This window comes from Thermaerobacter nagasakiensis (genome assembly GCF_055396825.1).
Genome location: NZ_AP043740.1, coordinates 182,156 through 195,702 on the forward strand (window position 1 = coordinate 182,156; position 13,547 = coordinate 195,702).

General features: G+C 69.9%; 14 protein-coding genes. 8 read left to right on the plus strand and 6 right to left on the minus strand.

What is annotated here, in order from left to right:
• Positions 1–19: 19 nt before the first annotated feature.
• The 8 genes from extP to ACZ5T9_RS00805 all read left to right on the plus strand — a co-directional run bounded on the left by extP (position 20) and on the right by ACZ5T9_RS00805 (position 6,802).
• Entirely contained in the window at positions 20–790 is a 771-nt protein-coding gene (extP, locus tag ACZ5T9_RS00770) for a selenite/tellurite reduction operon b-type cytochrome ExtP (protein ID WP_006904523.1), read from the plus strand.
• Positions 791–888: 98 nt separating this feature from the next.
• Positions 889–1,668, plus strand: a complete 780-nt coding sequence (locus ACZ5T9_RS00775; protein WP_464833444.1) for a menaquinol-cytochrome C reductase — start codon at positions 889–891, stop codon at positions 1,666–1,668.
• A gap of 48 nt (positions 1,669–1,716) precedes the next feature.
• Positions 1,717–2,580 carry a QcrA and Rieske domain-containing protein gene (locus ACZ5T9_RS00780; RefSeq protein WP_006904525.1) on the plus strand — a complete coding sequence of 288 codons (864 nt, stop codon included), beginning with the start codon at positions 1,717–1,719 and terminating at the stop codon, positions 2,578–2,580.
• 150 nt (positions 2,581–2,730) lie between these two features.
• On the plus strand, positions 2,731–2,859 hold the full coding sequence (locus ACZ5T9_RS00785) for a hypothetical protein (RefSeq protein WP_006904526.1): 129 nt from the start codon (positions 2,731–2,733) through the stop codon (positions 2,857–2,859).
• 30 nt (positions 2,860–2,889) lie between these two features.
• Complete coding sequence (locus ACZ5T9_RS00790; RefSeq protein ID WP_464833447.1) at positions 2,890–3,942, plus strand: c-type cytochrome; 1,053 nt, start codon at positions 2,890–2,892, stop codon at positions 3,940–3,942.
• Between the two features lie 170 nt (positions 3,943–4,112).
• Complete coding sequence (locus ACZ5T9_RS00795) at positions 4,113–4,910, plus strand: hypothetical protein (protein ID WP_006904528.1); 798 nt, start codon at positions 4,113–4,115, stop codon at positions 4,908–4,910.
• Positions 4,911–5,021: 111 nt separating this feature from the next.
• Positions 5,022–6,353, plus strand: coding sequence for a cation:proton antiporter (locus ACZ5T9_RS00800; protein WP_464833449.1), 1,332 nt, complete (start codon positions 5,022–5,024; stop codon positions 6,351–6,353).
• A 35-nt stretch (positions 6,354–6,388) separates the two neighbouring features.
• Positions 6,389–6,802 (plus strand): universal stress protein, encoded by a 414-nt coding sequence (locus ACZ5T9_RS00805; RefSeq protein ID WP_242823390.1) that lies wholly within the window; start codon positions 6,389–6,391, stop codon positions 6,800–6,802.
• Positions 6,803–6,942: 140 nt separating this feature from the next.
• On the opposite strand, the gene ACZ5T9_RS00810 is transcribed toward ACZ5T9_RS00805, so the two are convergent.
• From ACZ5T9_RS00810 to ACZ5T9_RS00835, 6 genes are all read right to left on the minus strand, one after another.
• On the minus strand, positions 6,943–8,505 hold the full coding sequence (locus ACZ5T9_RS00810; RefSeq protein ID WP_006904532.1) for an NADH-quinone oxidoreductase subunit N: 1,563 nt from the start codon (positions 8,503–8,505) through the stop codon (positions 6,943–6,945).
• Positions 8,506–8,507: 2 nt separating this feature from the next.
• On the minus strand, positions 8,508–10,058 hold the full coding sequence (locus ACZ5T9_RS00815) for a complex I subunit 4 family protein (RefSeq protein WP_006904533.1): 1,551 nt from the start codon (positions 10,056–10,058) through the stop codon (positions 8,508–8,510).
• Positions 10,058–11,941: an NADH-quinone oxidoreductase subunit L gene (gene nuoL / locus ACZ5T9_RS00820; protein ID WP_464833450.1), complete on the minus strand. Its 1,884-nt coding sequence runs from the start codon at positions 11,939–11,941 to the stop codon at positions 10,058–10,060. The genes ACZ5T9_RS00815 and nuoL overlap by 1 nt, the downstream gene beginning before the upstream one ends.
• 70 nt (positions 11,942–12,011) lie before the next feature.
• Positions 12,012–12,326, minus strand: a complete 315-nt coding sequence (nuoK, locus tag ACZ5T9_RS00825; RefSeq protein WP_116901165.1) for an NADH-quinone oxidoreductase subunit NuoK — start codon at positions 12,324–12,326, stop codon at positions 12,012–12,014.
• Complete coding sequence (locus ACZ5T9_RS00830; RefSeq protein ID WP_464833452.1) at positions 12,326–13,066, minus strand: NADH-quinone oxidoreductase subunit J family protein; 741 nt, start codon at positions 13,064–13,066, stop codon at positions 12,326–12,328. The genes nuoK and ACZ5T9_RS00830 overlap by 1 nt, the downstream gene beginning before the upstream one ends.
• Positions 13,063–13,542 carry a NuoI/complex I 23 kDa subunit family protein gene (locus ACZ5T9_RS00835; RefSeq protein WP_006904537.1) on the minus strand — a complete coding sequence of 160 codons (480 nt, stop codon included), beginning with the start codon at positions 13,540–13,542 and terminating at the stop codon, positions 13,063–13,065. The genes ACZ5T9_RS00830 and ACZ5T9_RS00835 overlap by 4 nt, the downstream gene beginning before the upstream one ends.
• Positions 13,543–13,547: the final 5 nt, after the last annotated feature.

Genomic DNA, 13,547 nt, shown 5'->3' on the forward strand with positions numbered 1-13,547 from the left:
CGGAAGGAGGAGCTTCCCGTTGAGCCGGGTTGGTACACCGGAGCAACAGCCGCCGGCGTCCGGGGGGCGCAAGTCGCTGATCGGGCGGCTTGCCGACTGGATCTTCAACAGCGCCCTCTGGAAGTCGATGTACATGAACCCCTACCCGCGGGACCGGCGCACCCGCGGCCTGGCGGTTCTGAACAGCCTGTTCCTGCACCTGCACCCGGGCCGGATCACCCGGCAGGCGCTGACGTTCCGCTACACCTTCGGGCTCGGCGGCACGTCGTTTTTCATGTTCATCCTGTTGACGGTCACCGGCGTCATCCTGATGTTCTACTACATCCCCTCGGTCCCCCAGGCCTACTTCAGCATCGAAGACCTGGAGACCACCGTGGCCTTCGGCCAGTTCTTCCGCAACATCCACCGCTGGGCGGCCCACGCCATGGTGCTGCTGGTGTTTCTACATATGGTACGGGTTTTCTACACCGGCGCCTACAAGCCGCCCCGGCAGTTCAACTGGGTCATCGGCGTGATCCTGCTGGTGCTGACGTTCCTGATGAGCTTCACCGGCTACCTACTGCCGTGGGACCAGCTGGCCTACTGGGCGGTGACGGTGGGTACCAACATGGCCGGCGCGACGCCCTTCGTGGGCGACAAGCTGAAGTTCCTCCTGATCGGCGGCTACGACATCAACCAGAACACCCTGATCCGGTGGTACACGCTGCACGTCTTCGCCCTGCCGCTGGTGGCGGCCGTGTTCATGGGGATGCACTTCTGGCGGGTCCGCAAGGACGGCTTCTCCCGCTGAGGCAGTAGCCGGGGAGACGGGCGGTTCGCCGCCCGAGCCCGGCCAGAGGCCGCATCCGCCGAACACGCCAGCAACGGAGGGCACGAGGAGGGAGTCCCGTGGCACAGCCACAACCGGCTCCGGCCGCGACCGGCGAGGAGCCGCAGCGGCCGAACCCCAAGGAACAGGTGACGGTCTGGCCCCATCTGCTCTTGATCGAATTCGTCGGGGCCCTGATCTACACCATCGGCCTGTCGCTTCTGGCCATCCTGATCAAGGCGCCCCTTCTGGAGCTGGCCAACCCGTCCCACACGCCCAACCCGGCCAAGGCGCCCTGGTACTTCCTCAACCTGCAGGAGCTGCTGCTGCACATGCACCCCAGCCTGGCCGGCGTCATCGTGCCGGGGCTCGTGCTGGTCCTGATCGCAGCCATCCCCTACATCGATACGGACCCCTCGGACACCGGCGTGTGGTTCGCGGGCGAGAAGGGCTTGCGGATCTTCAAGTTCTCCTTCCTGTACACGTCGCTGATCGTGCTGGGCCTGATCCTGTTTGACGCTTTCTTCGCGGTCAACGTGGGGGGCGTCGACTACATCGGCACCCGCGGCCTGGTCGCCGCGGTGTTCAGCCTGTTCATGAGCCCCGAGGCGATCCACGCCCAGGCGCAGCTGGTGGAGCACATCGCCGGCGTGGTGATTCCGCTGATCGTCATGGCGGCGGTGCCGGGCGTCCTGGCGGTCATCGTGCGCCGGCGTTACCAGGCCAACACCCGGGAGACCATCATCGCGCTGTTCACGGTGTTCGTCGCCTCCTACTTCGTTCTGACCATCATCGGCACCGGCTTCCGCGGCGAGAGCCTGCACCTGGTGTGGCCGTGGCAGCTGGAACCGCCCCACTGATCGGGTACTAGGCATCGGGATGCTCTTGATGGCTGGAGGGATTGGCACATGGCCGACGAACGCGAGCGCAGCCCGGAAGCCGGCAAGGATCAGCCGGCGACAGGCGCTGAAGCGGGAAGCCCGGACCGGGCCGAGCCCGCAGGCGGAGCGTCCGGCACCCCCCAGGATACTCCCGTCGCCGCGGGCGGAGCGCCTGCGGGCCAGGGAGGCCAGGGGGGCCAGGAGGCCGCCGGCACGCCGGCGCGGCCCAAGGTGGATCCGGAAAAGCTGGCCGCAGCCAGGGCAGCCGCAGCCAAGGCGGCAGCCGCCAAGGCGGGGGCCGGAGCCGGCAAGGGCGGTGCCGCCGCAGGGCCGGGGTCCGCAGCCGGTGCGGCGGCCAGGCCCGCGGCCCGGGCCGGCGGGCATGGTGCCGCCGCCCGCCGGGACGAGCCCGTTACGCGCCGCGATTTCCTGCACTGGGCCCTCTGGGGATCGGCCTTGCTCTGGCTCGGCCAGTTCGCCGGTAACTTCGCCTATTACTTCTGGCCGCGGAAGGTGGGCTTCTTCGGGCAGAAGATCAACATCGGGCCGGTGTCCAACTTCCCGGTGGGGTCGGTCACCAAGGTGGACGCGGGCAAGTTCTACCTGGTCCACACCGAGCAGGGGCTCATCGCCCTGTACTGGCGCTGCACCCACCTGGGCTGCACGGTACCGTGGAAGCCGGAAGAACGGCCCGACGCGGGCGGCTGCTTCTGCTGCCCCTGCCACGGTTCGCAGTTCAACAAGGTCGGCGAGAAGATCGGCGGCCCTGCCCCGCGGCCGATGGACTACTTCCCCATCGAGATCGATGCCGCGGGCAACGTGTGGGTCGACACCGGCCGTGTGCAGCAGCGCCAGGCCTTTGACCCCAGCCAGCTGACACCGGTCTCTTAATCCGGCCGTCCCGGGGGGCGCTCCCCGGGGAGGCCGTCCGGAGGCGGATCCGGCGGAGCGCGAGGGCGTCCCGTGCCCGCTTCGCCCCGCCGGTTGCGACGGGGGCCAGGGGCCGGTGCGGCCGGGTGCCACGGCGAGGAGGTTGGGACCATGTTCGAGGTACTGGAATCCGTTGAACTTCTGGCCGTGATGATCGTGATCTTTCTCTGCCTGGTGGCGGTTGACACCGTGGAGCGGTTCACGGGACGCCCGCTGGAGAAGTCCGGCGAGGACGACTGACTCCCGCCCGCGCGGAAAGGAGTCCCAGCCTTGAGCAAGCGCAAGGTCGTCGCCCTGTCACTGCTCTGGGTGCTGATCCTGATCATCCAGGGGTACTGGCTCTTCGAAAGCCAGCGCATGACCAAGGCGTCGGCGGCGGCGCGGGAAGAACAGGCCGCCCACGGCGCCCAGCTCTACGCCCAGAACTGCATGTTGTGCCACGGGCCGGTGGGCGAGGGCATCATCGGTCCCCCCCTGAACCGGGAGGAGTTCCGGGCCGAGGGCAAGACACCCATCCAGGCCGCGACCATCCAGGACTTCCTGACCAAGGTGATCGCCCGGGGCCGGCCGGGGTTCGACCACAACACGTGGGAGATCGAGGACGGCAAGATCCACTCGTACACCCGGATGCCCACCTGGTCGACCGCGGATAACGGGCCGCTCAACGAGCAGCAGATCCGCGACCTGGTGACCTTCCTGATGTACGGGAACTGGCAGGAGCCCAGCAAGCATGCCGCGGCTCCCGAGGTAGCGCGCCTCACCGTGACGGAGTACGTCCAGAACCAGGATACCGGCCAGCAGGAACAGCGCACCCGGCCGGTGACGGCGCAGGATCTGGACGTCAAGGCGGCGGGCCTGACGGACGAAGAGAACCAGCGGGCCAAGGAGCTCTTCGTCACGATGAACTGCGTCCAGTGCCACACCCTGGGCAGCTACGGCGGGGTGGTCGGGCCCAACCTGACCCGCGCCGGGGAGTGGCTCCCCAGCCAGGAGTTCACCGAGCGCTGGATCAGCGACCCGCAGTCCTTCGAGCCCTGGGAGCGGATGCCCTCCGTGTGGCACGGTCAGGGCACCCCGGTGGACCTGACCGAGGTGTATCGCAAGGAAGCGGAGAAGTTCCGCAGCATCATGCCGCCGTACAAGGATGCCATGTCGCAGGAAGAGATTCGCCTGCTGGCCCGCTTCCTGATGGGTCTCGGCGACGTGGACCAGCGCGCCGCCCAGGAGCCCAACCCGGCTGAAGGCAGCGGCAGTGCCGGCGAACAGGGACAGGGCCAGGGTGGGGGGTCCGGTTCCCAGGGTGGCGCCGGCGGTGGCTCCTGACCACCGCCCCTGCCTTCTTCAGGGCTGCTTCAGGCCGCCCCGCTGGTGGCGACATCGCACCGCGTCGCAAGGGAGGGGCACCGGGTGCCGATGGCCGGTGCCCCTCTGCGCTTTGTACAGATCCTTCGTCTGAGGGCCCTGGCGCCCGCTGGACAGGAGGTCGTGAGGGTATGGGCGGTTCCTCCAGCACGGCAGGCCCGGCTGCGGCCACCCCCGTGGCCGGCAACCGGCAAGGCTGGATCGGCACCCCGCTGCAACCCCCGTCGCTCCCCTGGGGCTGGGCTGCGGCGTGTCTTGCCTTCGGCTGGGGCGCGGGTTCGCTGTTCCGCCTGCGCCAGCTGACCGGCGTGAACATCCTGGACATGTTCGGATTCTGGTGCCTGGTGGGGGCCGGGCTGGCGGCGGCCCGCTTCTTCACCTTGTTGCAGGTGGCCGACGGCCGGCGGCGCTTGCTGGACGCGGTGGACCAGCTGCCACCGGGGATCTTGCGGGTGGCCCTGCCCGCGGCCCACAGGGGTCCAGCCGGGCGGGGCGGTGCGGAGATCCTGCTGGTGGGCTCCAACCGCGCGTGGGTTTTGGGTACGCTGGATCTGTCGGCCGCCGCCCGGCCACGATCGGCCCGCAAGCACCTCCGGCGGGCCTGCGACTTGCTGCAGGCACGGACCAGGTCCCTGGGCGAGTCCCTGGCCGCCGCCGGCCTAACCTGGCCGGAACCCCTGCAGCCGGTCCTGGTGCTGACCCGGCGCCCGGCCGGCGGGCCGGTACTGGAGCACGGCTGCTGGCAGTTGAATCCCGAGCATCTGGGCCGGCTGGTTTTGCCATCGGCCGAGGCCCAGGGATCCCCTCACGTGACGGAGCGGCTCGCCGCGTGGTACGCCACGGCGGCTGCCGGGGAGCCATCCCGGCCGGCTGATGCCTCCGGTGCCGCAGGGCGGCGCGGGCAGGCCGGCAACCCCTCGCGCTCCTGAGGAGCGAGGGGAGCCCGTCCGGCCGGCGTTCCGGCCGGGGGACGTACGGGAACGGTCCCGGACGCGTTGCCGCCGCCGGACCGTTCCCTGGCGGAGGAGGACCTGCTGGACATGCCCTCGTTCTTGCAGGTGGCGGTTCTGGTGGCGCTGGTCATCACCGCGGCGAAGGGTGCCGGCGCGCTTTCCAAGCGGCTCGGCCAGCCTGCCGTGTTTGGGGAGTTGCTGGCCGGGATCCTGCTGGGTCCCACCCTGCTGGACATTCTCCACTGGCCGCTGTTCTCCGATCCCCAGTATCTCGAGCATCTGGTGGGCGACCTGGCCGAGCTGGGTGTGATTTTTCTGATGTTCCTGGCCGGCCTGGAGACCGACCTGCAGGAGATGCGCAAGGTGGGCGCGGCCGCCTTCTCCGGCGCCGCCGGCGGGGTGGCCCTGCCTTTCCTGAGCGGCACGGCCCTGGGCCTCGCCTTCGGCTTTCCCGTCTACGAGAGCATCTTCATCGGCACCATCCTCACCGCCACCTCCGTCAGCATCACCGCCCAGACCTTGCTGGAACTGGGCCGCCTGCGGTCCCGCGAAGGCACCACGGTCCTTGGTGCCGCCGTCATCGACGACGTGATGGGCATCGTGATCCTCTCGGTGGTGGTGGCGCTGCATCAGGCCGGGATGGCCGCGGCACCCCTGGCGGACCAGGCCGCCGCGGCCGCCGGTCCCGAAGGGCCCGCAGCCGGTGCCGGTGGGGCCGGGCTGGCGACCGTGGCCCTCATCCTCCTCCGCATGGCCGCCTTCTTCGCGGCGGCCCTCGCCGCTGGGCGGTGGGTCCTGCCCTGGTTGCTCCGCCAGGCTGGCCGGTGGCCTGGCACGGAACCCCAGTTTGCCATGGCGCTGGTCTCCGGCCTGCTGCTGGCCGTCGCCGCGGAGGAACTGGGCGGCGTGGCGGCCATCACCGGGTCGTACATGGCGGGCGTGATGCTCGCCCTGGTCCCCGAGTTGAAGCAGGCGGTGGAAGAACGGCTGGCCATCCTGGCCTACGGCTTTTTCGTCCCCATCTTCTTCGTCAACATCGGCCTCGAAGCCGACCTGGTCCAGTCGGTGGCCGCCAGCGGCCCGGGCTTCCTCGTCCTCATCCTGGTGGCGGCGGTCCTGGGGAAGATCGTGGGTTCCGGGCTGGGGGTGCGCCCCTTCGGCTTCGGCTGGATGGAGGCGCTGCGGGTGGGCATCGGCATGGTCAGCCGGGGCGAGGTCGCCCTGATCGTGGCCGGCATCGGGCTTCAGGAGGGCGTCATCTCCCAGGCGGTGTTCTCCGTCATGGTGGTGATGACCCTCTTCACCACCCTGATCACGCCCATCCTGCTGCGCTGGTCCTTCGGCAGGGCTCCCGGATCGCCGTCGGGTGCCGCCGCCTACTCGCCCATCCCGGGCGCCCGTTCGGGAGAAGCCGGCTGATGGCGCCGGAAGGGGGTCGGAACCGTTTGAAAGTGATGGTCGCCGTCGACGGCTCGCCGCCCTCGGCCCGGGCCGTGGACATGGCCGGGCGCCTCATCCAGGGAAGGGAAGGCGCCCAGGTGATCCTGGTCCACTGCGTCGCCGGCATGAGCGGTGACCTGTTCGTCGGTCTGGACGCCGTGTACCGGTTCATGGAGGAATCGGAGCGCCTCGGCCGGTCCATCCTGGAGGCCGCCGCCCGGCGCCTGCCCGAGCCCCGGCCCCCGGTCCTCCAGCTGCTGCGCCGCGGTGACCCGGGCCACGAGATCGTGGCGGTGGCCCGGGAACAAAGGCCGGACCTCCTGGTGGTCGGTCGCCGGGGCTTGGGCCGGTTGCAGGCGGCGCTGCTGGGCAGCGTGAGCGCCTATGTGATCGAGCACTGGGACGGGCCGGTGCTTGTCGTCCAGTAGCGAGGCAAGGACCAGGCCTGCCAGGCAAGGACCTGGCGCGCAAGGACCGGGGGCCAAGGAACAGGGGCCGGCGCCGCTTGACCGCGCCGGCCCCTGTCCGTTTTCCTGCGGGACCTTGCACCACGCAACCTGGGCCCGGCTTAGAAGCTGCGGCCCCCCATGGCCATCAGCGACACCTCGGCCCACCGGACGAAGGCCTCGGGCCAGAGCCCCAGCACCAGGGTGAAGAACACGCACACCACCAGCACGGTCCAGATGGGCGCCGGCACCGCCACCGGGGTGTCGGGGACGGGCTCCTTCTCCGGCGACACCACGTACATGTACCGCACCAAGTTGTAGTAGTAGCCCACGGAGATCACACTGTTGAGGGCCACCACCACCGGCAGCCAGTAGTTGCCCGCGGCCACCAGGGACCGGAACACCGAGAACTTGGCCATGAACCCGGCCGTGGGCGGCAGGCCGACCAGGGAAACCAGGAACACCACCAGCAGGGCGGCCAGCAGCGGCTCCCGGCGGGCCAGGCCGGCGAAATCCCGCACCTCCCGGCCCTCGCCCTGGACCTGCAGGGCGGTGATCACGGCAAAGGCCCCCACGTTCATGAAGGTATAGGCCATCACGTAGTACAGGACGGCCGGCCGGCTGAGCTCGGTGGCCGCGGCGACGGCCGCCAGGATGTACCCTGCCTGGGCGATGGACGAATAGGCCATCAGGCGCTTGACGTCCGTCTGCCGCAGCGCGGCCACGTTGGCCACGGTCATGGTCAGCACGGCCAGGAGGACGAAGGCCAGCTGCCAGCTGCCCTGCGCGCCGCCCAGGCCGCCGTAGAACACCCGCAGGATGGCGGCGAAAGCCGCACCCTCCGACGCCACCGCCAGGTAGGCGGTGATGGGCGTGGGCGCGCCCTGGTAGGCGTCAGGAAGCCAGAGGTGGAAGGGCACCGCACCCGCCTTGAAGGCCAGGCCGGCCAGGAGGAAGGCGATGCCCAGGGCCAGTACCGGCGCCGGGAGCGGCCCGGCGGTGGCGCCGCCCTGCAGCGCCTGGCCCGCCTGCTGGGCCAGTTCGACTAGGTCGAAGGTGCCCGTGGCCCCGTAGAGCAGGGAGATACCGAAGAGCAGGATGCCGGAGCTCAGGGCGCCGTTGAGGAAGTACTTCAGCGAGGCCTCCTGGGAACGCGGATCGGTGCGCATCAGGCCGGCCAGGGCGTAGGAGCTGAGGGACAGGAGCTCCAGGCCCAGGTAGAAGGTCAGCAGGTTGGCCGCGCCCGCCATGAACAGGGCCCCGGTGGTGGCCAGCAGCAGCAGGCTGAAGTACTCCCCCGCGGCGATGCCCCGGGCGGCCACATAGTCGATGGAAATCAGCGCCACCAGCGCCGTGGCGATGAGGAACACGGCCTTGAAAAAGGCGGCGTAGCCGTCGCTGGCCACCATGTTCCCCAGGATGGGCCCGGGCTGGGTCAGGTCGCGCCGGATCAGGATCATGGCCACCACCACGCCCAGCACGGCCAGATAGCCGATCCAGTCCCGACGCGCCTCTTGGGCGCTGCTCAACGGCACGGACCCGGTTCCGGCCCCCGAGGCCACGGCCCCCTGGGTTTCCGCCCGCCCGCCCGCAAAGGCGTCTGCCAGCAGGAGGAGCATGGCCGTGAAGACCAGGACGATCTCGGGCAGGAGATAGACCAGTTCTCCAGCCGATGGCACTGGCATCCTCACATCCCCCCCAACTTGGCGACGAATTGCGCGACGGGCGTGCTCAAGACCTGGGTCAGCAACCCCGGCATCCAGCCCAGAAGCAGCATGGCCGCCACCAGGGGCACGAAGGTCGCCAGCTCACGGGCCGACACATCAGGCAGGCCGTGCCACTCCGGCTTCGGCCCGCCCATGGCCACCCGCTGCAGCATGGTGAGGTTGTACATGGCACCGCCCACCAGGCCGATCAGGGCGACGTACACCGCCACCGGGAACACCGGCAGGGTCCCCATCAGGGTGAAGAACTCGCCGATGAAGGTGCTGAACCCGGGCAGTCCCAGGTTGGCGAAGGCGGCGATGCCCAGGAAGGTGGCCGCCACCGGCGTGGTACGGAACATGCCCCCCAGCCGGTCGAAATCCCGCGTGTGGGTGCGGTCATACCAGAAGCCCACCAGGAGGAACAGCAGGGCGGAGGCCAGGCCGTGGGCCACCATCATGAACACGGCCGCCATGGTGGCGGACTGGCCCGCCTGGAGCACCACCTGGGGATCGCGCCCCGCCAGCTGGGCCGCCTCCGCCGCCGCCGGCGCCGCCGCCGCGGCCGCCAGGGCCAGGACCACGAAGCCCATCTGGCTGACCGACGAGTAGGCCACCAGCCGCTTGAAGTCCCGCTGGCCCAGCGCCGTGAAGGCGCCGTAGAGGATGGCGATCACCGCCAGCACGGCCAGGGTGCCGGCCAGGTCCCGGGCCACGTCGGGCAGGGTGGGCCAGGTGATGCGCATCATGCCGTAGGTGCCCATCTTCAGCAGGACCGCGGCCAGGATCACGCTGATGGGGGTCGGCGCCTCCACGTGGGCGTCGGGCAGCCAGGTGTGCACCGGCCACATGGGCGTCTTGATGGCGAACCCGGCGAAGAGCAGCAGGAACAGCGGCAGCTTGAGCGCCTGCGGCACCGCCGCCGGCGCCCGGCGCGCCAGTTCCACCATGTCGAAGGTGCTGGCGCCCGTGAGGAAGTACAGGCCCAGGATGCCCACGATCAGCACGATGCTGCCGACCAGGGTGTAGATGAAGAACTTCAGGGAGGCGTAGTCCCGGCGCGGGCCGCCCCAGATGCCGATAAGGAAGTACATGGGGATCAGGGACAGCTCGAAGAACACGTAGAACAGCAGGTAGTCCAGCGCCAGGAACACGCCGAAGATCCCGGTCACCAGGATGCCCAGCAGCACCCAGTACTCTTTGACGCGCTGCTCGATGCCCCAGGAAGCCAGGGCCGCCAGGGGCGCGACCAGCGCCGTCAAGGCCACCAGGGGCAGGGACAGCCCGTCGACGCCCAGGTAGTACCAGGCGCCCAGGGTGGGGATCCAGCGGTAGCGCTCCACGAACTGCGGGCCGCCCGCGGCCGGGTCGAACCCGGCCCAGACCGCCGCCACCAGCAGCAGCGGCACGGCCAGGGCCACGGTCCCCACGAGGCGAATGGCCCGGTGGTTTTCCCGGGGGATCAGGAGGGTGAGCAGCGCGCCCGCCGCCGGCACCCCCAGGATCAGGCTGAGATAGGGCAGCGACGCGGACATCACCTCAGGCCTCCCGTCACTTGCAGGATCAGCAGCGCCAGCACCACCACGCCGGCGAAGAGGGTCAGCATGTACCCCTGCACCAGGCCGGTGGACCAGCGCCGCACCACCTCGCCCACGCCGGCCACCAGGCGCGCCACGCCGTTGACGATGCCGTCCACCACCAGCCGGTCGAAGCCGGCCACCAGCCGCGCCAGCGCGGACGAACCGCCCAGGACCACCACCTGGTAGGCCCGGTCAAAGAACCACTTCTCCTGCAGGACGAAGTAGGGCGTGGCAAAGGCCGCGCGCAGGGTCTCGGGCGAGATCCAGCCCAGACCGTACACCACGATGGCGAGAAGGATGCCGCCCACGGCGAACAGGGTGCCGAGCAGCACCACGACGGACTCGGGCTCGTGAGCCGCCACGTGCTCGCCGAAGGTGATGAACTCGTGCACCGGCGCGCCGAAGAGGGCCGGGGCCAGAAAGCCCGCGGCAAAGGCCGGGATGGCCAGCAAAACCAGCGGCCAGCGCAGCTCCGGCCCGCCCTCGTGGGCGTGCTCGTACTTGTGGACGTCCCGCGGCCGGCCGAAGAAGGTCAGCACCACGGCCCGGGTCATGTAGAAGGCCGTCAGCCCGGCGGTCAGGGTGCCCACCCAGAAGAGCACCGGGTAGGGGGAGTGGTAGGCCGCCAGCAGGATCTCGTCCTTGGAGTAGAACCCGGCGAAGGGCCAGATGCCGGCCAGGGCCAAGGTGCCGACGATGAAGGTCAGGGCCGTCAGCTTCATCTTGCCGGCCAGGCCGCCCATCTCCCGCATGTCCTGGGTGTGCACGGCGTGGATGACGGCCCCCGAGCCCAGGAAGAGCAGGGCCTTGAAGAAGCCGTGGGTCCACAGGTGGAACATGGCGGCCGCGTAGCCGCCCACGCCCAAGGCCATGACCATGTAGCCCAGCTGGCTGACCGTCGAGTAGGCCAGCACCTTCTTGATATCGGTCTGCACCACGGCGATGCTGGCCGCCAGGAAGGCCGTGAACGCCCCCAGGAAGGCCACCACCGCCAGGGCCGTGGCCGACTCGGCGAAGATGAAGTAGGTCCGGGCGACGAGGAACACGCCCGCGGCCACCATGGTGGCGGCGTGGATCAGGGCACTGACGGGCGTAGGACCGGCCATGGCGTCAGGCAGCCACACGTGCAGCGGCGCCTGGGCCGACTTCCCCACCGCGCCGCCGAAGATCAGGAGGGCCGCCACGGTCATGGCCCGGGCGAAGTCCGGGGCCCCCGCCCCCGCCTGGTGCTCCACCCAGGCCTGCCAGTCGGCGAAACGCAGGCTGCCCGTCAGGTGGAACATGTACCAGAAGCCGGCCATCATCAGCACGTCGCCGATGCGGGTGGTGATGAAGGCCTTGTACGCCGCCGCCTGGTTCTCCCGCTCCTCGAACCAGTGGCCGATGAGCAGGTAGGAGCAGGCGCCCATGATCTCCCACCAGATCAGCCAGAAGACGGCGTTGTCGGCGATGACCAGCCCGAGCATGCCCGCCGTGAACAGGGAGATCAGGGCGAAGTAGCGGTTGTAGCGGGCATCGCCATGCATGTAGCCCAGGGAGAAGACGTGCACCATCAAGCTGACGAAGGACACCATTAAGAGCAGGGCCGCTTCCAGGTTGTCGACCCGGAACCCGGCCCGCAGCTCGAAGGAGCCGAACTGCAGCCACCGCCACGCGGCCTCGTAGGCCTCGGGGCGGGCCACCGCGTCCCGGAATACGCCCAGGGACAGGATCGCCGCCGCCAGCATGCCGGTGACGCCGATCCAGCCCGCCCGCTCGCCCAGCCGGCGGCCGAAGAACACCGTCAGCACGAAGGCCGCCAGGGGGAAGAGCGGGATCAACCAGGCCGATTCCACCACGCCGCTCACCTCGCAGTCCCGTCCGTACCCAGCCCGTTCCGTATCGCACCCCGGCCTGACCGTCGCGGGCTCAACCGCGCATCAGCCGGATCTTGTTGATGTCCACCTCGCCGCGGCGCCGCACCACCATCAGCACGATGCCGATGCCGATGGCCGCCTCCGCCGCCGCGATGGCGATGATGAACAGGCCGAAGATCTGCCCTTCCACCGACCCGGGGTCCAGGTACTGGTTCAGCGCCACCAGGTTGAGGTTGACGGCATTGAGCATCAGCTCGATGCACATCAGGATCCGGATGGCGTTGGTGCGGGTCAGGGCGCCCCACAGGCCGATGCCGAAGAGCAGGGTCCCCACCACGAGATAATCCAGCAAAGGAATGCCGCCCATCAGCGGCCCACCTCCCCTGCCGCACCGGCTCCACCGGACGAACCGGCCGCCGCCGTCACCCGCTTCCCGGCCGGCGAGGATCCGGCGGGCGTCCCGGCCTGCGGCACCCCGTCACCCAGGTCCTGGGCCGCCATGGCGCCCGGCACCCGGGCGACCGGCGCCGTGCGGGCCGCCCCCCCGTCGCGCCCGCCACGACCGCGCTCTTCCGCCGTCTCGCGCCGCGTCAGGCCGATGGCGCCGATGAGGGCCGCCAACAGCGCGGCCGAGGCCACCTCGAAGGGGATGGCGTAGCGGGTGAACATCTCGCCCCCGATGGCCCGCAGGTCGTCGGCCACGGGCTCGCCCAGGGGCACCCGGGGAAGCTGGGCGGCAGCCAGGCCGGCCAGGATCACGGCCACCAGCACCCCGGCCACCACCACCGGCAGCCAGCCGTAGTAGGGCGAAAGGAACCGGCGCCGCAGGCGCTCGCCCAGGGGAAGGTCGCCCGCGCCCCGCAGCTCCTCGGGGTCCGAGAGCATGATGGCGAAGACCACCACGGTCAGAATCGCCCCGACGTACACCAGCACGTGCAGCAGGGCGAAGGTCGGCGCCTTGAGCAGGATGAACAGGCCCGCCATGCCGACGAAGGTGAGGCCGAGGAACAGGGCGCTGTGGGCGATCTGCTCGCTGGTCACCACCCGCCAGGCCCCCAGCAGCACCACCGCCGCCAGCACGGCGAAGATGACGGCCGTCCCGCTCATGGCTTCTCGCCCCCAGCCAGCCGGACGGCGTCGTACTGCTTCCAGATCTCCGCCAGCTGCTCCTTGTTGAAGATCAGGTTGGGCACCGAGTAGTCGGCGATCTCGAAGTGGTTGGCCATCTCCAGGGCGTCGAAGGGACAGGCCTCGACGCACAGGTTGCAGACCATGCAGCGCGACATGTCGATGTTGAAGACCTTGGGCCGGCGCAGGCGCTTGCCGTTCTCGTCGGTCTCCTCGATGACCTCGATGACGTTGACGGGGCAGGAGCGGGCGCACAGGCCGCAGGCCGTGCAGTTCAGGTCGCCCGTCTCCAGGTTGGTCTTGAGCACCGGGATGCCGCGGTAGCCCTTGGGCAGGTCGGGCCGCTCGTCCGGGTAGTTCACCGTCACCGGCGGGCGGGCGGCCGACCGCCAAGTCACGGCATGGCCCGCCACCAGGCTCTTCGCGGTCTGCCAGATCTCAGCCAGGACGCTCATCCGTG

Excerpts from the sequence above, each read along its gene's own strand:
- ACZ5T9_RS00835 (WP_006904537.1), bottom strand. The coding sequence starts at position 13,542 with ATGAGCGTCCTGGCTGAGATCTGGCAGACCGCGAAGAGCCTGGTGGCG.
- ACZ5T9_RS00805 (WP_242823390.1), top strand. The coding sequence starts at position 6,389 with ATGGTCGCCGTCGACGGCTCGCCGCCCTCGGCCCGGGCCGTGGACATG.
- ACZ5T9_RS00810 (WP_006904532.1), bottom strand. The coding sequence starts at position 8,505 with ATGCCAGTGCCATCGGCTGGAGAACTGGTCTATCTCCTGCCCGAGATC.
- ACZ5T9_RS00830 (WP_464833452.1), bottom strand. The coding sequence starts at position 13,066 with ATGAGCGGGACGGCCGTCATCTTCGCCGTGCTGGCGGCGGTGGTGCTG.
- nuoK (WP_116901165.1), bottom strand. The coding sequence starts at position 12,326 with ATGGGCGGCATTCCTTTGCTGGATTATCTCGTGGTGGGGACCCTGCTC.
- ACZ5T9_RS00785 (WP_006904526.1), top strand. The coding sequence starts at position 2,731 with ATGTTCGAGGTACTGGAATCCGTTGAACTTCTGGCCGTGATGATCGTG.
- ACZ5T9_RS00780 (WP_006904525.1), top strand. The coding sequence starts at position 1,717 with ATGGCCGACGAACGCGAGCGCAGCCCGGAAGCCGGCAAGGATCAGCCG.
- ACZ5T9_RS00800 (WP_464833449.1), top strand. The coding sequence starts at position 5,022 with ATGCCCTCGTTCTTGCAGGTGGCGGTTCTGGTGGCGCTGGTCATCACC.
- ACZ5T9_RS00795 (WP_006904528.1), top strand. The coding sequence starts at position 4,113 with ATGGGCGGTTCCTCCAGCACGGCAGGCCCGGCTGCGGCCACCCCCGTG.
- ACZ5T9_RS00815 (WP_006904533.1), bottom strand. The coding sequence starts at position 10,058 with ATGTCCGCGTCGCTGCCCTATCTCAGCCTGATCCTGGGGGTGCCGGCG.